The organism is Longimicrobium sp. (assembly GCF_036554565.1).
In the GTDB taxonomy this organism is placed as follows: Bacteria; Gemmatimonadota; Gemmatimonadetes; order Longimicrobiales; family Longimicrobiaceae; genus Longimicrobium.
Map to the genome: position 1 here is coordinate 1 of NZ_DATBNB010000176.1, position 3846 is coordinate 3846.

The 3846-nt window shown below is 65.9% G+C and carries 1 protein-coding gene and 1 pseudogene; both read right to left on the reverse strand.

The window, feature by feature from the left end:
• Window positions 1–162 precede the first annotated feature (162 nt).
• On the reverse strand, window positions 163–2145 hold the full coding sequence (locus VIB55_RS04865) for a metallophosphoesterase family protein (protein ID WP_331875543.1): 1983 nt from the start codon (window positions 2143–2145) through the stop codon (window positions 163–165).
• Between the two features lie 1106 nt (window positions 2146–3251).
• Window positions 3252–3846: pseudogene (locus tag VIB55_RS04870) on the reverse strand (hypothetical protein); the annotation flags it as partial.

Sequence of the window (3846 nt, forward strand, 5' to 3'; positions counted from 1 at the left end):
CGTCAATGATTGTGTCTGAATCCGTCTGCCTGGCATCCTCCCTGGCGCGCCTGATGGGCGAGCCACTGGGAGAGGGCGTCGCGGAGGGGAGAGGGGAAAGCAACGAGCCGGCGGACCCTGGGGCCCGCCGGCTCTGGCACCGGCCGTGGAATGCGCTCGACGCTACGGCTGGATCGTCCAGTAGTAGTTCGCGTTGGCCCCGGTGGTCAGGTACTTGTCGGTGTCGGTGGTGAGCCACTGCTTCCACGTGACGTTCTCAAACCACACGTCGTCGCCGTAGCGGATCACACCGTCGCCGGCGATGCGCTTGTGGATGATCCACTTCTCCTGATCATACCCGGGCTTGTAGTAGTACAGCGACGGCGTGCGCCAGGCGCCCAGCTGATTGTACGCGCCCACGGCCGCCTCGGTGGTCTGGATGAAAATGGGCGCCCCGTCCCGCAGCTCCCCCGCCGCCCCTGCCAGCTTCAGCCGCACGGAGCTCGTCGTGGAGAGGTGCGGATAGTACTCCGTGGTGAACTCGATGGGGTTGGCCTCCTCGGCCATGGTGGAGATGAAGAAGCCGCTGGGCGACAGCAGCCGTACCGGCGTGTTTGCCTGCACCGGTGCGCCCGGCGGCACGGGGTGAACGTCCAGGCTCTCGGTGAAGATCGTTTCGTTCGCGGGCGGGGCGGGATACGGCGTGCGGACGCCGCTCCACGACGGGTACTGGTAGTAGGTGATGGATACTGGATCCTGCGGTGCCTTCCGCACCCCCAGATCGATGATGGCGTACGAGTGGTTGTAGTAGCCCTCGGCCGCGCCCAGCCGGTAGCGGGTGGGGTCCAGGTACGGGATCTGGGGATGCTTCACCGTGTACGGGTCTTCGCCCAGCGTCTCCTCGTACGCGCTCGCCCCGATCAGCCGGCCCTTCTGCAGCCCCATCACGCCGTCGGCGTACAGCACCAGGTTGTGCTCGTGGCCCCACAGCCACGCCGCCACCCGGTCGCGAAAGTACGGCTGGAACACGCCCAGCAGGTATTCGTTCAGCCACGGGCGCGCGCTGGAACGGATATCCTCGCCGGCGGAGAACAGCTGGTGGTGCGAGAGAAGGATGGTCTTGCCCCCGAACGTCTCCAGCTTGTCCCGGTGCCAGTCGGCCTCGGACGCCACCAGCGCCGGGGCGCGTTGAACGACGGGGTTGCCGTCGTTGTACCCCGTGTCCATTCCCAGGAACTGCCACGTGCCGTCCTCCGTGCGCAGGCAGAAGTAGCTGGCCGCCTGCCGCGCTGCGGGAATAGCCGTGTTCAGCGCGTCCAGCATGGGGTAGAAGCCGTGCCCGAACGCGTAGTAGTCGTGGTTGCCGGGCAGGTTGAACACGGGGATGTCCGGCCCCAGCACGTCACGAAGGATCTGGAGCGCCTGGTTGCTTTCGTCCGGCGTTCCCGAGTAGTAGATGTCGCCCAGGTGGATGACGGCGTCGACCCCCTTCTGCTTCATCACCGACAGCACCGCCCGCGCATCGTCCATGTTGGTGCCCCAGTCACCCAGAATGCCGACGCGGGCGTTGTTGGGCAGCTTCCACTGGATGACGGAGTAGTTGCGGTCGCTGTTCCCTTCGCGCCTCCAGTCGCGGTACAGCGCCGTGCCATACTGCAGCAGGTACTTGGCGTATATCTCGGCGCAGGTGATCCATCCCGGCCAGTCGGCCGAGCTGAACTTGCGAATTTCCGCCGTCAGTCGCGCGGCTTCGGCATCGTTGCCGGCAGCCATCGCCTCGCCCAGCGCTTTTGCGAATGCGGCGGCGTTCACGTCGTCGGGCGCCGCCGCCAACAGCGTGCGCGGGTCGGGCGACAAGCCCGCGGGGAGGGCAGTGGCCGCGGCGGCCGCGGTCGCTCCGCCGGCAGGCGCCAGCAGGGCTGGGCGGGGCGCGTTGCCCGCGGCCGCGGCCTTTGCGGCCGCGGAGGCCGCCTCTACCAGGTGGGTACCCAGGGCGCCGGTAAAGGAATCCGGCTCAGGCTGCGCCGCCGCGGCTTCCCTGGTCCCCGCGGCCGACGCCGTCGTGCGCAGGGTGCCGGGGGGCTGCGAGCGGGCGTGGGCGGCCACCGCGCTCTGGAAAAGCGAGTGGTCTGCGGCGCGGACGGTGCGGATGGGTGGAATGAACACGATGTGTCTCCTCACGTTTACGTAGAGAGCGTTGGCGTCGCCGTCTCAACGGGCGCGCTTTTCACATGCGCTTCCTGGTGGCGGGGTGGCGCTCGGTCAGATTGCTGCTCACTTCTGGACAGGCGCCGTGACGGCGGAGGGCGCGCGCGGAGATGGATCAGCACCTTCCACATGGATTGGCTCAAAAATGCTTGCAGTGGGTGCGGGGCTACCGGCAAGCCTCTCCTGCAGCGATCGCCTCACACGGCTACGCCGGGGACATGATCGGTGCCGTATTGACTGCGCTGAATACTCACTATGCGTCGCAAAATGTCAACGCACTCTGCAGCATCATTTTCGTGGCGGATCCAGCGACGGTGTGATTGTTTTCCGTGTAGATACAGAGGAAAGTCGTTGCAGCCAAGCGGAATGAGGGCACATTTCCAGCGCAAAGGCTGCAATGGGTACGAGCATCATCAAGGCTCGAAAGGTTCTGCCGTGCACGATCGGCGTATTGCGCGGCAGGCCGCGCTTTACCGCTCGATGGGCGAGCCCTTGAAGCGTGCGCAGAACTCCAGCGACGCAACCTGCCTCTGCGCCTGATCGCCAGAAAGCCGCCGTCGTCGCATAGGAGTAAAAACGTGCCCTGGCCGTCGACGGTCAGGGCGCGTTCGAGTTACCCATCTACTGCACGATGGCGGCTCTCAGCTCCTCGCGTGTATCGCCGGGGTCTTCGCGAGCCGGCACCCCTCTCGGCGCGGGGAGTGGATGTGCAAGGGGAGCACGCGCAGATCGGGCGTGCTACGTCACAAGCAGTCGTATGGGGTGCAGCCGCTGTAGAGGGCGCCACGTTCGATCGCACGAGTCACCGGCGCCGCAGCTGCCGCCGCAGGTATTACACGAGGATTTGCAGGTCCCGTTGCAGGACCGTCGCAGGTGGGGCAGCCCGGACACGTCCAGGCAGTGTTGATAGTGCACTGCTCGCCGAACACCGTCCCCTTTTCTTCTCCACCGGCGTGGTCGAGAAGCTGTCGGCGACCACACGCGAGGAAGCGACAGAGACGGCGATCCGGACTCCAGGTGCGCCTGAAGACTGAACGCTGTCCGTCGTCGATCAGCGCCTTCGGCTACCGGCATTTGCCGGCTCCGGTCCTGATGAGTGCCTCCAGGCAGAAAGACGTGGTGAGCGACTCGGAGCCCCACCAGACCTGGCTGGGCCACGGAGGTCCAGGGCCGCAGTAAAACGCCCGTTTAGGCCAACTTCCATCCGGCTGCTGCACGGAGACGAGCCAGGCGACTGCGGCAGCAAGGTCGGGAGACGCGTGCCCATAGTTGGTCAGCGCGCACAGGGCCAGAGCTGTCTGCAACTCATCGCCGAAGGAGCCGTTCGTGCCCTGCCGCTCCAGAATCCGTGCGACCACGGCGTCTCGCGAGGTCGCGAGCCCATCGCAACCGTGAACGAATGCGCGAGATACCGCGTAGTGGAGCGCGAGTGCGTCGAGGTAGTACCAGGTTCTGTCCATTTCGGCACCGTCCAGGAGCAGGTCGTTGAGCCACGCGATCACCCCACGCGTTTCCGACCGCTCGCCCAGGTACAGCAGGACGTTGGCGTTGACCACGCTGTCCACGTCGTTGAACGCCGCGGGCTGTCGCAGCCAAGTCTTGAACAGCCCTTCCGGTGTCCGGTTCGACAGGATCGCGGATTCGTTCTCCACGGCTGAA